This window comes from Streptomyces sp. NPDC055400 (assembly GCF_053644375.1).
Genome location: NZ_JBSHLM010000004.1, coordinates 500,451 through 519,167, shown reverse-complemented (window position 1 = coordinate 519,167; position 18,717 = coordinate 500,451). Strand labels below are relative to the sequence as shown.

Below are 18,717 nucleotides of genomic sequence, written 5' to 3'. Positions count from 1 at the left end.
TCGGGCTGTCGCTTGCCCAGTGTTCTAGTCCTTCGTGAGTGCGGTCGTACTGCTACCTAGAGTACGTGCCTGAGACGCGCCAGGTTCCCGCCGGTCCTTGACCAGCGCTTGAGGCTCCGCCCGTTTTGCTCCGAAGAGGGCCCTGCGGACGTCGGCCCTGGCCTGGCGCACGCTCTCCCGCGCCGCCGCGAGGGCCTGGCGGGCGGCGACTCCCGCGTCCTTGACCGCCCGGGCCGCGGGCCGCCATACGGAGTCCCGTACGAGGTGTCCCAGCGGGGTGCACACAGTGCGGTACGCCCAGCGCACCGGGTCGACGAAGATCCACCGCAGGAGCCGGCCGAGGAGCCGGCCGACGGCCCGGGAAATGTGTCCGGCGACACGCCACGCGTGGCTGAGCGCGTCACCGGTCTCCCGTACGAGGACGAAGACGGCGCGCCCGACGGGCACGAGAACCCGGCGCCAGAGAGCGACGGCGGGCACGACGAAGATCCACCGTACGAGGGTGACGACGACGGCCCGGATCCCGCGCCCGAACCGTGCGACGCAGGCCCACACGCCACGCGCGAGCCACGCGAGCCCTGACCAGACGCCCCGGCCGAGCCACGCCGGCCCCGCGCCGAGCGCTCGGCCGGCGAGGGCGAGACGGTCCCCAACCAGCTTGAGCAGAAGGGCGGTTGCGCGTCCGGCGGGTGCGAGCACGCGGGTGTGGAGCCAGACCCAGGGCCAGACGGAGAGGGCCTTGGCGAGCCAGATCACGGCGGTCGCCGTGCCGCGCGCGAGGAGAGCGATGCCGCGGCCGAGCGGGGTCAGGGCGTGTGCGTAAAGCCACACCGCGGGGGCTACGACGAGGGCGCGCAGCAGTGCGGTGACTCCTGCTCCCAGGGCGCGGCCCGCCGCGGCGAGGCCGCGCGCCAGCCGGGCGATACAGCCGCCGAGAGGTATGAGCACGCGCGCGTACAGCCACGCCCACGGCCGGACGAGGAGCGCGCGCAGCAGCCACACACCGCCCACGCGCAGACCGCGCCCGACCGCGGTGAGCCCGGCCCGGACTGCGGAGGCGAGATGTGCGATGCCCCGGCCCAGCGAGGCGAGCCCCGCCCCGACCACCCGCACCAGCCACGCGATCCCCCGGCCCACGAAAGCGAGCCCCGCCCACACCCCCCGCCCCAGCCACGCGATCCCGTGCCCGGCAGGTGTCATTACCCGGAGGTACCACCAGGCGACCGAGGCGACGACGCCCTTCCACCACACCCACAGCGCGACGGCCCGCACCCCACGCCCGACCGGCGCGAGGACGTAGCGCCACAGCGCGGCCCACGGCCACACGAACAGCGCCTTGCCGAGCCACGCCAGCGCAACGGTGATCCCCCGGCCGACCGGAACCAGCACACGCCTCCACAACGCCACCCACGGCCACACCAACAGCGCCCCGCCGAGCCACATCAGCGCGGCGCCCACGCCCCGTGCCACCGGGGCGAGTACGCGTCGCCACAGCCACACCCACGGGACCACGAACAACGCGCGGGCCAGTGGGACGAGGCCGCGACGCCAGACAACACGACCGCCGGCGGCGACCGCGTCCCAAGCCAGGCGGATCGGTACGACGAGGACCAGGACGACGATGCGCACCGGGATGCGGATCGCGGCCACGAGGCAGCCCTCGGGCGGGCGTTCAGCGGTCGCGTGCTCCGCTGGCGTCGGATGCTTCTCCCAGTCCATGCCTTCACAGACGCCGGAGCGCGGCATACGGATCCGCGACATGGGAACTTCACGCACACCTCTGGCCACGGTCACTTCTGTCTCGTATTCATAACGGGTCTGGGCCAAACAGGCCGCGTACAGAAGGACGTTGGAGGACACCCCCGATGAGCACGAGCTCGCCGCACCCCGAGGACAGACCCGAGATCTCCCGCCGCACCCTCATCGGCGGCGCCGCGGCCGCCGGAGTGCTGGCCGCGCTGCCGCTGAGCCTGCGCACCGCGCTCGCCGCGCCGGGCAGGCCCGGCAAGCTGGAGGACATCCAGCACGTCGTGGTGTTCATGCAGGAGAACCGGTCGTTCGACCACTACTTCGGCACGATGCAGGGGATACGGGGGTTCGGTGACCGCGCCGCCGTGCGCGGGATCAACGGCAAGCCCGTGTTCCACCAGCCCGACCCGTCGCGCCCGGAGGGCTGGCTCGCGCCGTTCGCGATGAACGCCGCGCACACCAGCGCGTACCAGCAGGGCGCCGCCGCCTTCGGGTTCGGCGACTCGATGAACGCCCGCAACGACGGCATAGCCGACGGCTACGTCACCCGGCGCGGCAGCGGCTGGCTCGGCCAGGGCTACTACGAACCCGCCGACATGCCCTTCTACAACGCGCTCGCCTCGGTCTTCACCATCTGCGACCACTACTACTGCTCGACCGAGACCAGCACCAACCCCAACCGCGAGCACCTGATGACCGGCACCAGCGGCGGCACGGTGCGCGACATCGCCGTCACCGACAACCAGGAACCCGGCTTCGAGTGGACGACCTACGCGGAGCGCCTCGAAGCGGCGGGCGTCAGCTGGAAGACGTACCAGGCGCAGGAGAACTTCGACGACAACGCGCTCGCCTGGTTCAACACCTTCCGCGCCGCCCAGCCCGGTGAGGCGCTGTACGAGAAGGGCATGAAGAAGGTCGGCAACCCGGCGCAGACGAACGACCCGTGGGCGATGGCTGACGCGCTGGTCGCCGCGTTCGCGGAGGACGTGAAGAACGACGCGCTGCCGCAGGTCTCCTGGCTCGTCGCGCCGGCCGCCCTGTCCGAGCACGCCAGCTACGCGCCGCCGCACGGCGAGGATCTGACGGCGCGTCTGCTGTCCGCGCTCGCCGACAACCCCGAGGTCTTCGCCAAGACCGCGTTCATCCTGAACTACGACGAGCACGGCGGCTTCTACGACCACCTGCTCGCGCCCGTGCCGCCGGTCGCCGAGGGCCGCGGCCGGTCGACCGTGACGCCCGACGGCGAGGTCGTGGTGCGGGTCAGCAAGGGCAGCTCGTCCTTCTACCGGCCCGTCAACCAGCAGGGCCAGTACCGCGTGAAGGGTGCCGACGGGTCGCTGACCTGGTCCGACACGCTGCCCGCCGGTGAGACGAAGGCGGCGGGGCCCTTCCCGCTCGGGCTCGGCATGCGCGTACCGATGATCGTCGTGTCGCCGTGGACGCGCGGCGGCGCCGTGGCGTCGACGGTGTGCGACCACACGTCCGTCATCCAGTTCCTGGAGAAGCGCTTCGGGGTGCACGAGCCCAACATCAGCCCCTGGCGCCGCGAGGTCACCGGCGACCTCACCGACGTCTTCGACTTCTCCGGCAAGAACCCGTCGTGGCCCACGCTGCCCGACACCAGCGGCAACCGCCAGAAGGTCACCGACACCGGCAAGCTGCCCGCGCCCACCGTGCCGAGGCCCCAGCTCCTGCCCGAGCAGCAGCGCGGCAGCCGCACCGCCCGCCCCACCCCGTACGACCTGCGGGTCACGCCCCGCGTGCGCGGTGGCAAGGTCACCCTGGACCTCGCCAACCACGGCCGCCAGGGCGCCGTACTCGCGGTGTACCCCGAGCCCGGCATCGCGCCCAAGCACTACACGCTGAGCCCTCAGTCGAAGCTCTCCGACGTGTGGAGCCCCGGCGACAACGGCTACGACCTGCACGTCCACGGGCCGAACGGCGCCCTGTGGCAGCTGCGCGGCGACGCGGCGGGCTCGTACGAGGCGCACCTGGACCTCGCCGACGACGGCCGCGACGCCGACGTCGAGCTCACCAACCACACCCGCACCGCCCGCACGTTCCTCGTCGGTGACCTGGCCTACGGCGGCGGCACCCGCGAGTTCCGCGTCGGCGCGGGCGCGCACCGCACCGTCCGGATCCGCGTGCCGCGCGAGGGCTGGTACGACGTGGCCGTCACCGTCCGCGACGAGCCCGGCTTCCTGAGCCGGTACGCGGGCCGGGTCCCCGGCAGGCTCGAAGGCGTCACCGACCCCGCGATGGGGCTGCCCGACGCGCTCGGCGTCACGGTGTCCCTGGAGGCGGCGTCGGCCACGATCGACGAGGCGATCCTGGTCCCCGGCAAGGCCGCCCGCGTGCGCGCACGGTTCGACGCGACGACCGCCGTGTCCGCGATCGAGGCGCACCCGGTGGTGCCCAAGGGCTGGGCGGTGAAGGCGGTTTCGGCGCCGCCGTCCTCGCTCGCGGCGGGCGCGACGGCGACCGCCGAGTGGGAGGTGCAGGTCCCCGGCGAGCTGTCGGGCACGGCCGCGTACCGGCTGCTGGTGACGGCGCGGGGCCGGTCCGGCGAGCGGTTCGTCCTGGCCGACGGCGAGGTCTCGGCGCGTACCGCCCCGTCCATGGCGGGCCATCTGCTCGGCGAGGACTTCGAGTCGGTGGCGGACGCGCTGGAGCCGGTGTCGGGCGTTGTCGGCTGGACGGCGAAGGCCCCGAAGGGCTGGTCCGTGGTGAACGCGGCCGGTATGCCGCAGGGCACCGCCCGCCTCCAGGGCTGGACGTTCCACACCAAGCGGGCCTGGTCACCGGCGGGTCAGGACCGGGGCGGCTTCGGCCGCGCGCTCGGCGTCGTCGCGGTCGCCGACCCGGACGACTGGGACGACACGGGATCGCCGTCGACGAAGGGCACGTTCGACTCGACGCTGGTCTCCCCCGCGGTCCCGGTCCCGTCCGGCACGTCGAAGCTGTACGTGGCCTTCGACTCGCACTACCGCCAGGAGGCCCCGCAGAAGGCGGCGGTGACGGCGGTCTTCGACACGGGCGAACAGACGCGTCTCCTCTACTACAGCGCCGACGCGACGGGCAACGACAACGCGGGCCACGACGCCGAGAACACCTTCGTGACGAAGGAACTCGCGGTGCCGGCGGGCGCGAAGTCGGTCACCCTGAAGTTCCGCATGTACGACGCGGGCAACAACTGGTACTGGGCGGTCGACCACGTCCGCATGGACGACAAGCCGATCACGGCGTGACATGAGCGAGGGGCCGGGACACCGCCATCGGCGTCCCGGCCCCTCGACTCGCGCTGTTCGTAAGCTACTTGACCACGGTCAGCGGCAGCAGCTTCTTGCCCGTCGGGCCGACCTGAATGTGCGTGTCCATCTGCGGGCACACCCCACAGTCGAAGCACGGAGTCCAGCGGCAGTCCTCGACCTCGGTTTCGTCGAGCGAGTCCTGCCAGTCCTCCCAGAGCCAGTCCTTGTCGAGGCCCGAGTCCAGGTGGTCCCAGGGCAGGACCTCCTCGTACGTGCGCTCACGCGTCGTGTACCAGTCGACGTCCACGCCGAACTCGGGCAGCGTCTTCTCGGCGCAGGCCATCCAGCGGTCGTAGCTGAAGTGCTCGCGCCAGCCGTCGAAGCGGCCGCCGTCCTCGTAGACCGCGCGGATGACGGAGCCGATGCGGCGGTCACCGCGGGAGAGCAGGCCCTCGACGATGCCGGGCTTGCCGTCGTGGTAGCGGAAGCCGATGGAGCGGCCGTACTTCTTGTCGCCGCGGATCTTGTCGCGGAGCTTCTCCAGGCGGGCGTCCGTCTCGGCGGACGACAGCTGCGGGGCCCACTGGAACGGCGTGTGCGGCTTGGGCACGAAGCCGCCGATGGAGACCGTGCAGCGGATGTCGTTCTGGCCGGAGACCTCGCGGCCCTTCTGGATCACGTTCATCGCCATGTCGGCGATCTGGAGGACGTCCTCGTCGGTCTCTGTGGGCAGGCCGCACATGAAGTACAGCTTCACCTGACGCCAGCCGTTGCCGTACGCCGTGGCGACGGTCCGGATGAGGTCCTCTTCCGAGACCATCTTGTTGATGACCTTGCGCATGCGCTCGGAGCCGCCCTCGGGGGCGAAGGTGAGGCCGGAGCGGCGGCCGTTGCGCGTGAGCTCGTTCGCCAGGTCGACGTTGAACGCGTCCACGCGGGTGGACGGCAGCGACAGGCCGATCTTGTCCTCGGTGTACCGGTCGGCGAGGCCCTTCGCGATGTCACCGATCTCGGAGTGGTCCGCGGAGGAGAGCGAGAGCAGGCCGACCTCCTCGAAGCCGGTCGCCTTGAGACCCTTCTCGACCATGTCGCCGATGCCGGTGATGCTTCGCTCCCGCACGGGGCGCGTGATCATGCCGGCCTGGCAGAAACGGCAGCCGCGGGTGCAGCCGCGGAAGATCTCGACGGACATCCGCTCGTGGACGGTCTCGGCGAGCGGGACGAGGGGCTGCTTCGGGTACGGCCACTCGTCGAGGTCCATGACGGTGTGCTTGCTGACGCGCCACGGCACGCCGGACCTGTTCGGCACGACGCGGCCGATGCGGCCGTCCGGCAGGTACTCGACGTCGTAGAACCCGGGGACGTAGACGCCGCCCGTCTTCGCGAGGCGGAACAGCACCTCCTCGCGGCCGCCGGGGCACCCCTCGGCCTTCCAGGCGCGGATGATCTCCGTCATGTCGAGGACGGCCTGCTCGCCGTCACCGATGACGGCGCAGTCGATGAACTCGGCGATCGGCTCGGGGTTGAAGGCCGCGTGGCCGCCCGCGAGGACGATCGGGTCGTCGATCGTGCGGTCCTTGGCCGCCAGCGGGATGCCGGCGAGATCCAGGGCCGTGAGCATGTTCGTGTAGCCGAGCTCGGTGGAGAAGGAGAGCCCGAACACGTCGAACGCCTTGAGCGGCCGGTGCGAGTCCACGGTGAACTGCGGCACCTTGTGCTCGCGCATCAGCGCTTCCATGTCCGGCCACACGCTGTACGTGCGCTCGGCGAGGACGCCCTCGCGCTCGTTCAGCACCTCGTAGAGGATCATGACGCCCTGGTTCGGGAGCCCGACCTCGTAGGCGTCCGGGTACATCAGCGCCCAGCGGACGTCGGAGCTCTCCCACGGCTTGACGGTGGAATTGAGCTCACCGCCCACGTACTGGATCGGCTTCTGCACATGCGGGAGCAAAGCTTCGAGCTGTGGAAAAACCGACTCTGCGGCTTCGGCAGGCATACCCGGGACCTTCGTGAGCTGACAGGGATGACTGTCAAGCGTAACTCGGTCAGGAGACAGCCTTCGCCCACAGCGGCGGCAGCTCCGCCTCGGCCCGCTCGGCGAGCGCCTCCTCGCGGCCGTACAGCAGCCCGTATGTGAAGGAGCTCTCCCCCGCCGCGTGGGCCTGCGCCGCCACGTCGCGCAGCGCCTCGCGCGCCATCACGCTGTCCTGGTGCTCGCCGAGCAGGGTCTGGAGCGCCTTCGCGTGCTTGCCGACGTCCTTCGCCCGGTCGCCGAGCGCGGGCTCCGCGACCTCGGCCGCGTACCGGGTGCGCTTGGCGGCCTTGCGGGCGCTGTGCAGGGCGAGGTCGCGGGCCGGTCCGGGATCCTCGGCGAGTGCCTCCTCGACGTGTCCCGCGAGCCGCTTGTAGTCCCGCAGCACGGCCTTGGCCAGGGCGTTCTTCGGCTGCTTGGCCCGCAGCGGGGGCGCGTCGACGAGAGTGTCGAGGGCGGCGAGGAGCGCGAGGTAGCGCTTGCCGTCGAGAACGGCGATCAGATGGCGGCGTGATCCGGAGCGCCGGGCCCGCGACCAGGTGCGCAGCCGGGTGCGGACGGGGCCGGTGGACAGCTCGCGCGGCAGTTCGTCGAGGGCCGCGGTCAGCCGCTCGGTCAGGACTTCCTGGTCGCGGTCGAGACCGAGTTCACCGGCGAGCCACTTCAGCTCGTCGCCGATCGGATCCGTCACGGCCCGGTCGAGGATCTTGCCGTACGAGCGCAGCGCGCTGCGCAGCCGGCGCGTGGCCACGCGCATCTGGTGCACCGAATCGGGCAGGTCGCGCCGGACGGCGGGGTCGAGGTCGACGATCGCGTCGCGCTGGGCCCTGAGGTAGGCGAGGACGTGGTCGGCGGAGGTCTCGGGGTCGTCTGCGGGCCGGGACGGGCGCGGGCCGATGCCGGTCTCCGTGAGGGCCCGCGCGAGCTTCGACGGGGAGGCCGAGCGGCTCGCCCCGGCCTTGCGGAGCTTCTTCTCGACCTTGCCGAGGAACGCCGGGTCGCCGTCGTCCGCCAGCTCGACCTCGATCTCGGTCCAGGAGGTGGTGCCTGTCCCGCCGGTGAGCCGCTCGGCCCGTACGCCGTCGACGCTGACCTCGGCGAGGAGCGCGCCGTCGGCGTCGGTGAGTTCGTGGATGTCGCGCGAGGAGCGCAGCCGCATCAGGGGTACGAGATCGGCCTCGCGCACCCGGGAGCGCACGAGGCCGGTGAGGTCGCGGGGCACGTCGTCGGAGAGGGGGGCCCGGATCTCGTCCCGTACCCCCTCGGCGAGGGAGACGGGGAGTTTGAGGTGCCAGCCCGCGTCGGCGCCGCCGGTGCGGCGCCGCAGGGTGATCGCGGCGGCCGCGAGGCGCTGGTCGGCCGTGTCGTAGTAGACGGCGTCAAGGTCGACGACGCCTTTGTCGATGACGGCGAAGACCCCGGCGACACGGCTCAGATCCGGCAGCCCGAAACCGTCGCCGGCCACCGGCGCCTCGTACTTACGCTCGATCTCGCGCTTCGTCTCCGCCATGAACTGAATTTAGTCGCGAATCCGGATTCTGGGCAGACCCAGTGGCAGACCTCCGGCAAACCGGGCGCTTCCCTACGCCGACATGGGCCTTTGGACGCGGATCGACTGCAGCAGTCCGATCGCCACCCAGACGGCGAACATGGACGATCCTCCGTATGACACGAACGGCAGGGGCAGGCCCGCCACCGGCATGATGCCGAGCGTCATGCCGATGTTCTCGAAGGCCTGGAAGGCGAACCAGGCGATGATCCCGGCGGCGACGATCGTGCCGTAGAGCTCGGTGGTCTCGCGGGCGATGCGACAGGCGCGCCACAGGACGACGGCGAGCAGCAGCACGATGAGTCCGGCGCCGACGAAGCCGAGTTCCTCGCCGGCCACGGTGAACACGAAGTCGGTCTGCTGCTCGGGGACGAACTGGCCGGTGGTCTGGGAGCCGTGGAAGAGGCCCGCGCCGGTGAGGCCGCCGGAGCCGATCGCGATGCGGGCCTGGTTGGTGTTGTAGCCGACGCCGGCCGGGTCGAGGGCCGGGTTGGCGAACGCGGCGAAGCGGTTGATCTGGTACTCGTCGAGGATGTGCAGCCGCCAGACGGAGATCGCGCCGAGCACACCTGCGCCGAGCAGGCCGAACACCCATCGGTTGGAGGCGCCGGAGGCGAGCAGCACACCGAGCACGATGACGGCCGCGACCATGATCGTGCCGAGGTCGGGCATGAGCAGCACGACGAGCATCGGGACGGCAGCGAGGCCCAGCGCCTGCAGTACCGTGCGGTGGTCGGGGTACTGCTTGTCGCCCGCGTCGACCCGTGAGGCCAGCAGCATCGCCATGCCCAGGATGATCGTGATCTTGGCGAACTCGGCGGGCTGGAGCGACACTCCGCCCGCGGACAGCCAGTTGCGCTGTCCGTTGATCGTGTCGCCGAGCGGGGTCAGCACCAGCAGCATCAGGAAGATCGAGGCGCCGTAGAGGATCGGCACGGCCGTGCGCAGGGTGCGGTGGCCGAGCCAGATCGTGCCGATCATCAGGGCCAAGCCGATGCCGGTGTTCATGAGGTGCCGGATCAGGAAGAAGTACGGGTCGCCCTGGTTGATCACGGTGCGGTTGCGGGTCGCCGAGTAGACGAGCGCCGAGCCGATGAGGGACAGGGCGAGCGACGACAGGAGGATCGGCCAGTCGAGGCGGCGCATCACCGAGTCCCTGGCCATGAGCCGGGACAGGGTGGAGCGCTCGGGTCCGTATCCGGAGACGGAGAAGCCGTTGGTGCCGGCCATGGTCGTCAGTCCCGCCTTCCGGTCACGGGCGTGCCGAAGACCGCGGCCAGCTCCTGCGTGGGGGACGGGCTCGGCTCGGCGGGCTCATAGGGCTTGATGGTCGGCGCGTCGATCGAACCGTCCGGCCGGATCTTCGGCAGGTTCTTCTCCGGCGAGGGCAGCAGGGCCTTCTTCTTGTCGATCGTGCCGTCGGCGGAGACGCCGTACAGCGCGTTGTAGATCTTGCGGACGGCCTCACCGGAGGCTCCGGAGCCCGTACCGGCCTGGGAGATCGTCATGATGACCGAGTAGTCCTTGGAGTACGTGGCCAGCCATGACGTGGTCTGCTTGCCGTAGACCTCGGCGGTGCCGGTCTTGGCGTGCAGCGGGATCTTGTCCTGGGGCCAGCCGCCGAACTTCCATGCGGCGGTACCGCGGGTGACGACGCCGGCGAGGGCGGCGTCCATGCCCTTGTGGGTCGCCTTGGTGATCGGGAGCTTGGCCTTGACCTGGGGCTTGATCTCCCTGACCGTCTTGCCGTCGGCGCTGATGATCGCCTTGCCGATGGTCGGGACGTACTCGGTGCCGCCGTTGGCGAGGGCCCCGTAGATCATGGCCTGCTGGATCGGCGTGACGAGGGTGTCGCCCTGGCCGATGGAGTAGTTGATCGAGTCGCCCTCGCGCATCTTGTTGCCCTCGAGGCAGTTCTCGTAGGCGATCTTCTCGACGTAGCTGCCGTCCTTCTTGCCGGTCTTGCACCAGCTGTCCTTGTTGGCCTCCCAGAAGGATTTCTTCCACCGGCGGTCGGGGACGCGGCCCGTGACCTCGTTGGGAAGGTCGACGCCGGTGGTCTTGCCGAGGCCGAACTGGTGGGCGGCCTTGTAGAAGTAGTCCTTGGGGGTCCCCTTCGGGTTGATGCCGCCGTCCTTCTTCCACTCCCGGTCGGCGAGGCCGTAGAAGACGGTGTCGCAGGAGACTTCCAGCGCGCGGCCGAGAGAGATGGGGCCGAAGCTCTCCCCCTCGAAGTTCTTGAAAACCTGGCCGCCGACCGAGTAGGAGCTGGTGCAGGGGTAGCCGCCGTCCCACTTGTAGCCGGCTTCGGCCGCGGCGGCCGTGGAGACCACCTTGAACGTCGAACCGGGCGCGGACTGACCCTGAATGGCCCTGTTGAGCAGCGGGTAGTCGGAGTTCTTGCCGGTGAGCCGCTTGTAGTCCTTGGCGGAGATGCCGCCGACCCAGGCGTTCGGGTCGTACGACGGTGCGGACGCCATGGAGACGATCCGGCCGGTCTTGGCCTCCATGACGATGACCGCGCCGGAGTCGGCCTTGTAGTTCTCGCCGGTGATCTTGTCGAACTGCTGGCGGGCCGCCTTCATCGCCTCGTTCAGCTCGCGCTCGGCGACGCCCTGCACGCGCGCGTCGATCGAGGTGACGACATTGGCCCCGGGTTCGGCCTTGTCGCTCTTGGCGCGGCCGATGACCCGGCCGAGGTTGTCGACCTCGTAGCGGGTGACGCCGGCCTTGCCGCGCAACTCCTTGTCGTAGGTGCGCTCGAGGCCTGAGCGGCCGACCTGGTCGGAGCGCAGATACGGCGACGAGGTGTCCTTGGCCTTCTCGATCTCGGCGTCGGTGACGGGCGAGAGGTAGCCGAGGACCTGCGCGGTGTTGGCGCCGCCCGGTCCGGCGTAGCGGCGTACGGCCTCGGGTTCGGCGGTGATGCCGGGGAAGTCCTCGGAGCGTTCGCGGATCTGGAGGGCCTGCTTGGGCGTGGCCTCGTCCGTGATCGGGATGGGCTGGTAGGGCGAGCCGTTCCAGCAGGGCTGCGGCGTCTTGGCGTCGCAGAGGCGGACCTTCTCGGCGACGTCCTTGGGCTTCATGCCGAGCACGTCGGCGAGTTTGGCGAGGACGGCCTTGCCGTCGTCGGGCATCTTCATCAGATCCGTGCGGGACGCGGAGACGACGAGGCGGGTCTCGTTGTCGGCGATCGGCACGCCGCGGGCGTCGAGGATGGAGCCGCGCGCCGCGGGGCTGACGACCTGCTGGACGTGGTTGCCGGAGGCCTCCTTGGCGTACTCGGCTCCGTTGCGGATCTGGAGGTACCAGAGGCGGCCGCCGAGGGTGAGCAGGAGGGACAGGACCAGGATCTGGAGGACGACGAGCCGGATCTGGACGCGTGGGGTCCGCCCGGTCTCGGGAATGTTGGTCATGCTGCTCCCCCTCTCAGTGCGTGTACGTGGTGACGTGCGCGGCGGTCACAGTCGCTTGACCCCCTTGATGCGGCCGGCCCGCGCGGTGCGCGCCCTGGCGGTCTTCAGGCGGATTCCGCTGCGCTGGCTGCCGATGCGCAGGCCCGTGCCGGAGGAGAGCCAGCCGGCGGTGACGTCGGTCGTCTTGCCGGCGCCGGGCGAGGAATCGGCGAGCGGATCGTTCTCGGCGCGTCTGGCCAGGGCGATGATGAGCGGGACGGTGAACGGCGCGAGGAGCAGATCGTAGAGCGCGGCCGTGAACAGCAGGCTGCCGATGCCCACATGGCGGGCGGCGGTGTCACCGACGAGGGCTCCGACGCCCGCGTAGAGCAGGGTCGAGCCGATGGCCGCGGCGACGACCGTGATCATCGGGCCGGACGCGGACCTGAGCTGGCCCTTGTCGGGCTTGGCGAGGCCGACGAGGTAGCCGACGACGCACAGGACGAGGGCGTAGCGCCCCGCCGCGTGGTCGGCGGGCGGTGCGAAGTCGGAGAGCAGGCCCGCGCCGAACCCGACGAACGCGCCTCCGACATGGCCGTACACGAGGGCGAGGCCGACGACGGTCAGGAGCACGAGGTCCGGTACGGCGCCGGGCAGTTGGAGACGGGCGAGTACGCACACCTGGACCACCAGGGCGACGATCACCAGGGGGGTGGCGAGCAGCAACCGGTTGAAGCGCATGGGATCCAGCTCCTACTGGTCGATGCCGTCGGTGCCCGCCGCGGGCCCGGACGGCGTGGCCGTGACGGTCACGGTGGGCGTCGGCTTGGGCTTCTCCGGCTTGGGTGGCAGCACCTCGTCGCGCGGATCGGTGCGCGGAGCCTGGACGACCACGCCGACGACGTCGAGCTTGGTGAACCCGACGTACGGCTGCACGTAGACGGTCCGGGTCAGGTCGCCGCCGGCCGGGTCGACGCGTACCACGCGCCCCACGGGCACCCCCGGCACGAACGGCTTGTCGGCCTCGGACCCGAAGGTCACGAGGCGGTCACCCTTCTTGATCTTGGCCTTGCCGTTGAGGAGCTGGACGCGCAGCGGCCGGTCGCCCTGCCCGGAGGCGAAGCCGAGCTCGTCGGTGCGCTCCATCCGGGTGCCGACGGTGAAGTCGGGGTCGTTGGCGAGCAGGACGGTCGCGGTGTTCGGTCCGACGGTCGTGACACGGCCGACGAGTCCGTCGCCGTTCAGTACGGTCATGTCGCGCTTGAGGCCGTCGTCGGCGCCGGCGTCGATGGTGACGGTCCAGGAGAAGCCCTGGGCGGCTCCTATGGCGATGATCTGGGCCCCCTTGATGCCGTACTGGCCGGCGCCGGCCGTCTTCAGCATGGAGTCGAGCTGGCGGACCTTGCTGCGGTTGCGGTCGTCGCTGCCGAGCTTCGCCTTCAAGGCCGCGTTCTCGCGCTCCAGTTCGCTGACGCGGTTGTGCCGCTCACCGGAGTCCTTGACGGCAGCTATGGCGTTGCCGATCGGGTCGACTGCGCTGGAGACGCCGTTCTCCACGGGGCCGAAGACCGTGGCGGCGGCCCGGCGGGCACCGTCGACCGGCGAGTCCTCCCCACCGCGGATGTCCACCGTGATCAGTGCGAACGCGATGGCGATCAGCAGCACCAGGAGCAGCCGGCTCTCTCGTGTGTCCCTCACGTGCGGCGGCCGTGCCTTCCTCAATCGGATTCTGCGGAACCCTGAGGTACCGCAGGTTATGGGGAATTCTTACGCCTTGCCTATATATCAACGATCCGCCGTACGAAGTGGCAGGCACTCGTACGGCGGACCTCTCGCGTCAGGTCATCTGCGCGGCTGGGCGTCCAGCACCTGCTGGAGCGCCTCGAACTCCTCGACGCACTTGCCGGAACCGAGCGCCACGCTGTCGAGCGGGTCCTCGGCGATGTGGATCGGCATGCCGGTCTCACGGCGCAGCCGCTCGTCGAGACCGCGCAGCAGGGCGCCGCCGCCCGTGAGCACGATGCCCCGGTCCATGACGTCGCCCGACAGCTCGGGCGGGCACTTGTCCAGCGTCGTCTTGACGGCGTCGACGATCGCGTTGACCGGCTCCTCGATCGCCTTGCGCACCTCGGCGGCCGAGATGACGACGGTCTTCGGAAGTCCGGACACGAGGTCGCGCCCGCGGATTTCGGTGTGTTCGTCGGAGTCGAGGTCGTACGCGGAGCCAATCGTGATCTTGATCTGCTCGGCAGTCCGCTCACCAAGAAGCAGCGAGTACTCCTTCTTGATGTGCTGGATGATCGCGTTGTCCAGCTCGTCCCCGGCGACCCGGATGGACTGTGCTGTGACGATTCCGCCGAGCGAGATCACCGCGACCTCGGTGGTACCGCCGCCGATGTCGACCACCATGTTGCCCGTGGCCTCGTGGACCGGGAGGCCGGAGCCGATGGCCGCGGCCATGGGCTCCTCGATGATGTGCACCTGGCGGGCACCGGCCTGCGAGGAGGCCTCGATGACCGCGCGGCGCTCGACTCCGGTGATGCCGGAGGGCACACACACCACGACACGGGGACGAGCGAGGTAGCGCCGCTTGTGGATCTTCAGGATGAAGTAGCGGAGCATGCGCTCGGTGATCTCGAAGTCGGCGATCACGCCGTCCTTCAGCGGTCGCACGGCGACGATGTTGCCGGGCGTGCGGCCGATCATCTTCTTGGCTTCGGCACCGACGGCGAGGATGCCGCCGGTGTTGGTGTTGATCGCGACGACGGACGGCTCGTTGAGTACGATCCCGCGACCCCTGACGTACACCAGCGTGTTGGCGGTCCCGAGGTCGACAGCCATGTCACGGCCGATGAACGACATTGAGTTCCCCATCAGGATTCGTCTGGCCTTCCCAAGTGGAGCGTTTGATGGCTTGTTAGGTAGGCGAGGTGGGTGCGAGTGGCGTGGAGGCTTACATCGTAGTCTCGCCTGCACGAACACGGCGCGAGGGTCTTCGCCATTGTCAGCAGATGAATCCCCGCTCCGCTAATGGGGACGTGCCGACGGAGTGTTGCGTTCCCCCAATGGGGGCGCATATGCCAAAAGGCGGCCGAATTTCTCCGGCCGCCCCTGTTCAGCAGCGCTCCGTGACTGACGCAGTGTCAGAAAAAGAACTTTACGGTCTCACGGACCGGACTACACCTGTCCAGGGAAGAAGATCTTCAGCTCGCGCTCGGCCGACTCCTCCGAGTCCGAGGCGTGGATCAGGTTCTCACGCACGATGGTGCCGAAGTCGCCGCGGATGGAACCGGGAGCGGCGGCGATCGGGTCGGTCGGGCCGGCCAGCTGACGCACACCCTCGATGACCCGCTCGCCCTCGACGACGAGAGCGACCACGGGCCCGGACGCCATGAAGGCGACCAGCGGCTCGTAGAAGGGCTTGCCCTTGTGCTCGCCGTAGTGCTGCTCCAGGGTGTCCTGGTCCAGGTTCCGCAGCTCCAGCGCGCTGATCGTCCAGCCGGCCTTGCGCTCGATGCGGCCGATGATCTCGCCGACGAGTCCGCGGCGGACGGCGTCGGGCTTGAGAAGGACAAGGGTGCGCTGACTCATGGTGCGGCTCCAAAATCTTCGTGGGATGCCCGCACGATACCGGGCACGGCTACGCGGCGTTACTTCCGGCCTCGGCCTGGGCGGCCCACCGCGCCTTGGCCTCGTCGATCTTGCGCCCGAAGTGAACGGAGGCCCACCACAGTCCGGCGAAGCAGAGACCCAGGATGAACATCATCGGCACGACGAACCCGCTGGCGACGAGCGCCGCCTGGAGCACCCACCCCAGCTCGATGCCGCCGCGCCGCCCGAGCGCCCCGCACAGCAGCACGGACAGCAGCATGGCGACCCCGCACACGCCCCATACGACGCCGCCCGACAGATCGGGGTCCTTCATGGCGACGAGCCCGGCGAAGCCGATGACGAAGAACTCACCGATCAGGGTCGATGAACACAGCACGCGCACAGCGGATCAGCCCTTCCCCAACAGCAGCCGGGCCTCGCCGACAGTGATCACGGAGCCGGTGACGAGCACGCCGCCGCCGGAGAACTCGCCCTCTTCCTCGGCCAGCGTGATGGCGGCCTCGAGAGCGTCGTCGAGGCGGGGCTCGACCTGCACGCGCTCGTCCCCGAAGACCTCGACCGCGATGGCGGCGAGCTCGTCGGCGTCCATCGCGCGGTGGCTGGAGTTCTGGGTGACGACGACCTCGGCGAAGATCGGCTCGAAGGCCTCGAGCACCCCGCGCACGTTCTTGTCGCCGCTCGCTCCCACGACGCCCACCAGCCGGCTGAAGTCGAAGACCTCGCTGATGGCCTCGGCGGTGACGCGGGCGCCGGAGGGGTTGTGCGCGGCGTCGAGCACCACGGTGGGCGAACGCCTCACGACCTCCAGCCGGCCGGGCGAGGTGGCACCGGCGAAGGCCTGGCGGACGGTGTCCACGTCGAGGAGACGGGCCTGCTCGGACCCGATCCCGAAGAAGGCCTCGACGGCGGCCAGCGCGACGGCCGCGTTGTGCGCCTGGTGGGCACCGTGCAGCGGAAGGAAGATCCCGTCGTACTCGCCGCCGAGCCCGCGCAGGGTCAGCAGCTGCCCGCCCACGGCGACCTGGCGGGAGACGACGCCGAACTCGAGCCCTTCGCGGGCCACGGTCGCGTCCACGTCGACGGCCTTCTTCAGGAGCACCTGGGCAGCGTCGACGGGCTGCTGCGCCATGATCACCGTGGCGCCCTGCTTGATGATCCCGGCCTTCTCCTGAGCGATCTCACCCGGGGTGGAGCCCAGACGGTCCGTGTGATCCAGATCGATGGGCGTCACGACGGCCACCGACGCGTCGATCACATTGGTGGCGTCCCAGCTGCCGCCCATCCCGACCTCGACGACGGCGGCATCGACCGGTGCGTCGGCGAAGGCGGCGTACGCCATCCCCGTGAGCACCTCGAAAAAGGAAAGCCGGAATTCCTCTTTCTGGTCGACCATCTCCACATACGGGGCGATGTCCCGATAGGTCTCGATGAACCGCTCGTAGTCGATCGGCGCGCCGTCGAGACTGATGCGCTCCGTGATCGACTGAACGTGCGGCGACGTATAACGCCCCGTACGCAACTCGAATGCGCCGAGAAGTGCCTCGATCATGCGGGCCGTGGACGTCTTGCCGTTCGTCCCCGTGATGTGGATCGAGGGATAGGCGCGCTGCGGGTCGCCGAGCACGTCCATCAGAGCGGCGATGCGCGAGACGGACGGCTCCAGCTTGGTCTCGCCCCACCGCCCCGCGAGCTCGGTCTCGACCTCTCGCAGGGCCTCGGCCACCTCGGGGTCCTGCGGCCGCGCGGGCACGCCGTCCCCCTGCGGAGCACCCCCCTGCGTGCGGAGGGTACGGCTGCCGGCCTCGATCAGTGCCAGATCGGGGTCACGCTCGGTCTCGGCATCCACGATGTCGTCGAAGCCGTCGGATTCGCCGCTGTCGCGCGGGGGGAGCTCACTCACACCAGCCAGTCTACGGAGAACCACCGGCACGGCCCGGCCCGCACCCCACCTGGCAGCTCAGGGACCTTCGGCCCGTCCGTTTCAGGACCTTGATCCCTCCGGACCACAGCATCACCCTGCAAACTTGGCGATCATGGACATAGGCATCGATCTCGGCACCGCCAACACACTTCTCTACGTACGCGGCAAGGGGATCGTGCTCAATGAGCCCTCAGTGGTGGCGCTGAAACAGAACAAGACGACCGTCGCCGTGGGCACGGAGGCCAAGGAGACGCTCGGCCGGACCCCGGGCTCCATCACCGCGGTCCGCCCCCTTCGCGACGGTGTGATCAGCGACTACGAGGCGGCGGAGGAGATGCTCCGCCACTTCGTCCGCAAGGCGGTCCCGGGCCGCCGCCCCAGGACCCGCATGGTCATCTGTGTCCCCAGCGGAGTCACCCCGGTGGAGCGCCGTGCGATCGTCCACGCGGCACAGCGAGCCGGGGCCCGGGCGGTCCACGTCATCGAGGAGCCCATGGCAGCGGCGATCGGCGCGGGCCTCCCGGTGGCCGAGGCGCGCGGCTCGATGGTGGTGGACATCGGCGGGGGCACCACGGAGGTCGCGGTGATCTCGCTGGGCGGCATCGTCACCGCACAGTCCCTACGGGTCGGGGGCGACCGCATGGACGACGCGATCACGGCCCACGTGCGCAAGGAACACGGCCTGCTGATCGGCGAACGCACCGCGGAGGCGGTCAAACTGGCCATCGGCTCCGCGGCCCCGGCCGAGGAACTCTCCGAAACGGGCACCTTCACGGTGCGAGGCCGCCGGCGGCTGGAAGGCCTCCCCCACACCGCGAAGCTCACCGCCCAGGAGATCCGGGAAGCCCTCGACTCTCCCGTCGAGGCGATCGTCTCGGCACTCAGGGCGACGCTCGAGGAGTGCCCGCCGGAGCTCTCCGGTGACGTCATGGAGCACGGCATCGTGCTGACGGGCGGCGGCGCGCTGCTTCCCGGCCTGGACCTGCGCATGGCTCAGGCCACGGGCATCCCGGTCTTCCCGGCCGAGGCCCCGCTGGACAGCGTGGCGCTGGGCTGCGGCAAGTGCGTGGAGGACTTCGACTCGCTCGAGCGCCTGCTCACGGCGGCGTGAGCGGCCCGAACGGAACGGTGTGCGGGGGCCACGAAGAGCTGACCCGAACCGGGGACGCCGGGAGACCCCCCGGCGCGGTGCGCCCCCGCCCCCGTAC

The 18,717-nt window shown here is 70.2% G+C and carries 13 protein-coding genes; 2 read left to right on the top strand and 11 right to left on the bottom strand.

The genetic code is table 11. From position 1 onward, the window contains the following. Window positions 1-24: 24 nt before the first annotated feature. Window positions 25-1,761, bottom strand: coding sequence for a hypothetical protein (locus tag ACWIGU_RS13615; protein ID WP_454400400.1), 1,737 nt, complete (start codon window positions 1,759-1,761; stop codon window positions 25-27). Window positions 1,762-1,865: 104 nt separating this feature from the next. Here ACWIGU_RS13615 and ACWIGU_RS13610 point away from each other — a divergent pair, with 104 nt between their 5' ends. Further along, on the top strand, window positions 1,866-4,997 hold the full coding sequence (locus tag ACWIGU_RS13610) for a phosphocholine-specific phospholipase C (RefSeq protein WP_454400398.1): 3,132 nt from the start codon (window positions 1,866-1,868) through the stop codon (window positions 4,995-4,997). Window positions 4,998-5,061: 64 nt separating this feature from the next. Here ACWIGU_RS13610 and ACWIGU_RS13605 read toward each other — a convergent pair whose 3' ends face one another. From ACWIGU_RS13605 to folC, 10 genes are all read right to left on the bottom strand, one after another. Next, window positions 5,062-6,996, bottom strand: a complete 1,935-nt coding sequence (locus ACWIGU_RS13605; protein WP_227294644.1) for a TIGR03960 family B12-binding radical SAM protein — start codon at window positions 6,994-6,996, stop codon at window positions 5,062-5,064. 49 nt (window positions 6,997-7,045) lie between these two features. Continuing rightward, window positions 7,046-8,542, bottom strand: coding sequence for a CYTH and CHAD domain-containing protein (locus tag ACWIGU_RS13600; protein WP_454400396.1), 1,497 nt, complete (start codon window positions 8,540-8,542; stop codon window positions 7,046-7,048). Window positions 8,543-8,614: 72 nt separating this feature from the next. After that, window positions 8,615-9,811 (bottom strand): rod shape-determining protein RodA, encoded by a 1,197-nt coding sequence (rodA, locus tag ACWIGU_RS13595; RefSeq protein ID WP_454400394.1) that lies wholly within the window; start codon window positions 9,809-9,811, stop codon window positions 8,615-8,617. Window positions 9,812-9,816: 5 nt separating this feature from the next. Then, the gene (gene mrdA / locus ACWIGU_RS13590; RefSeq protein ID WP_454400392.1) at window positions 9,817-11,997 is read right to left on the bottom strand and encodes a penicillin-binding protein 2; all 2,181 of its coding nucleotides are present in this window, start codon (window positions 11,995-11,997) and stop codon (window positions 9,817-9,819) included. 45 nt (window positions 11,998-12,042) lie between these two features. After that, a complete protein-coding gene (mreD, locus tag ACWIGU_RS13585; protein WP_454400390.1) occupies window positions 12,043-12,717 on the bottom strand; it encodes a rod shape-determining protein MreD in 675 nt (224 codons plus the stop codon). A 12-nt stretch (window positions 12,718-12,729) separates the two neighbouring features. Then, window positions 12,730-13,674, bottom strand: a complete 945-nt coding sequence (gene mreC, locus ACWIGU_RS13580) for a rod shape-determining protein MreC (protein ID WP_454400388.1) — start codon at window positions 13,672-13,674, stop codon at window positions 12,730-12,732. Window positions 13,675-13,818: 144 nt separating this feature from the next. Beyond that, the gene (locus ACWIGU_RS13575; protein WP_059131610.1) at window positions 13,819-14,838 is read right to left on the bottom strand and encodes a rod shape-determining protein; all 1,020 of its coding nucleotides are present in this window, start codon (window positions 14,836-14,838) and stop codon (window positions 13,819-13,821) included. 315 nt (window positions 14,839-15,153) lie between these two features. Beyond that, a complete protein-coding gene (gene ndk / locus ACWIGU_RS13570) occupies window positions 15,154-15,567 on the bottom strand; it encodes a nucleoside-diphosphate kinase (protein WP_100594213.1) in 414 nt (137 codons plus the stop codon). A 49-nt stretch (window positions 15,568-15,616) separates the two neighbouring features. Continuing rightward, the gene (locus ACWIGU_RS13565; protein WP_454400385.1) at window positions 15,617-15,970 is read right to left on the bottom strand and encodes a DUF4233 domain-containing protein; all 354 of its coding nucleotides are present in this window, start codon (window positions 15,968-15,970) and stop codon (window positions 15,617-15,619) included. A gap of 6 nt (window positions 15,971-15,976) precedes the next feature. Beyond that, window positions 15,977-17,488, bottom strand: coding sequence for a bifunctional tetrahydrofolate synthase/dihydrofolate synthase (gene folC, locus ACWIGU_RS13560; protein ID WP_454400383.1), 1,512 nt, complete (start codon window positions 17,486-17,488; stop codon window positions 15,977-15,979). Between the two features lie 133 nt (window positions 17,489-17,621). On the opposite strand from folC, the gene ACWIGU_RS13555 reads away from it, so the two are divergent. Next, a complete protein-coding gene (locus ACWIGU_RS13555; protein ID WP_454400568.1) occupies window positions 17,622-18,620 on the top strand; it encodes a rod shape-determining protein in 999 nt (332 codons plus the stop codon). Window positions 18,621-18,717: the final 97 nt, after the last annotated feature.

Coding starts and splice junctions, on each gene's coding strand:
- ACWIGU_RS13555 (WP_454400568.1), top strand. CDS start 17,622: ATGGACATAGGCATCGATCTCGGCACCGCCAACACACTTCTCTACGTA.
- ndk (WP_100594213.1), bottom strand. CDS start 15,567: ATGAGTCAGCGCACCCTTGTCCTTCTCAAGCCCGACGCCGTCCGCCGC.
- ACWIGU_RS13615 (WP_454400400.1), bottom strand. CDS start 1,761: ATGTCGCGGATCCGTATGCCGCGCTCCGGCGTCTGTGAAGGCATGGAC.
- mrdA (WP_454400392.1), bottom strand. CDS start 11,997: ATGACCAACATTCCCGAGACCGGGCGGACCCCACGCGTCCAGATCCGG.
- ACWIGU_RS13600 (WP_454400396.1), bottom strand. CDS start 8,542: ATGGCGGAGACGAAGCGCGAGATCGAGCGTAAGTACGAGGCGCCGGTG.
- ACWIGU_RS13605 (WP_227294644.1), bottom strand. CDS start 6,996: ATGCCTGCCGAAGCCGCAGAGTCGGTTTTTCCACAGCTCGAAGCTTTG.
- mreD (WP_454400390.1), bottom strand. CDS start 12,717: ATGCGCTTCAACCGGTTGCTGCTCGCCACCCCCCTGGTGATCGTCGCC.
- ACWIGU_RS13575 (WP_059131610.1), bottom strand. CDS start 14,838: ATGTCGTTCATCGGCCGTGACATGGCTGTCGACCTCGGGACCGCCAAC.
- rodA (WP_454400394.1), bottom strand. CDS start 9,811: ATGGCCGGCACCAACGGCTTCTCCGTCTCCGGATACGGACCCGAGCGC.
- ACWIGU_RS13610 (WP_454400398.1), top strand. CDS start 1,866: ATGAGCACGAGCTCGCCGCACCCCGAGGACAGACCCGAGATCTCCCGC.